This window comes from Enterococcus sp. VV15 (assembly GCF_005236045.1).
In the GTDB taxonomy this organism is placed as follows: domain Bacteria; phylum Bacillota; class Bacilli; order Lactobacillales; family Enterococcaceae; genus Enterococcus_B; species Enterococcus_B durans.
The window spans coordinates 1-593 of the sequence record NZ_QPTY01000114.1 but is presented as its reverse complement, the minus strand read 5'-3'; the positions used below and the strand labels follow the sequence as shown (position 1 = coordinate 593).

1 protein-coding gene is annotated in these 593 nt (G+C 37.6%); it reads left to right on the top strand.

Translation table 11 applies throughout. From position 1 onward, the window contains the following. Nucleotides 1–593: YqaJ viral recombinase family nuclease (locus DVW83_RS14860; RefSeq protein WP_174784298.1), on the top strand; the 593-nt coding region annotated here is incomplete at both ends.

Here is a 593-nt window from a genome sequence, read left to right as displayed (position 1 = left end):
TCAGATGTTGCAACCGTACTTGGCTTGAACAAATACAAATCTCCTTATCAATTGTGGCTTGAGAAAACGGGTCAAATTGAATTGAAAGATTCAGAGAGCGAACCAGCTTATTGGGGCAATGTTTTAGAAGAAGTTGTTGCCAAAGAATTTCAAGAACGAACAGGCAAAAAAGTCCGTAGAAGAAATCAAGTGTTTGAACATCCGTTACATCCATTTTTAAGAGCCAATATCGACCGTGATGTAGTAGGAGAAAATGCCATTCTTGAATGTAAAACAGCGAATCAATTTCTTAGCAAAGAGTGGGAAGGGGAAGAAGTTCCACTCAGTTATTTGTGCCAAGTGCAACACTATATGAATGTTTTGAACAAGGATTATTGTTATATCGCTGTGTTGATCGGTGGACAAAAATTTATTTGGAAACGAGTTGAACGAGATCAAGAACTGATTGACATCATCACAGAACGGTTAGTTGATTTTTGGGAAACAAATATTATTGGCGGAGAAGAGCCACTGATTGACGGAAGTAAAGCAACGTCAGATTTTCTAAAAGAGCGTTATTCGGAATTAGATTCAACTGAAATTATGCTTCATGC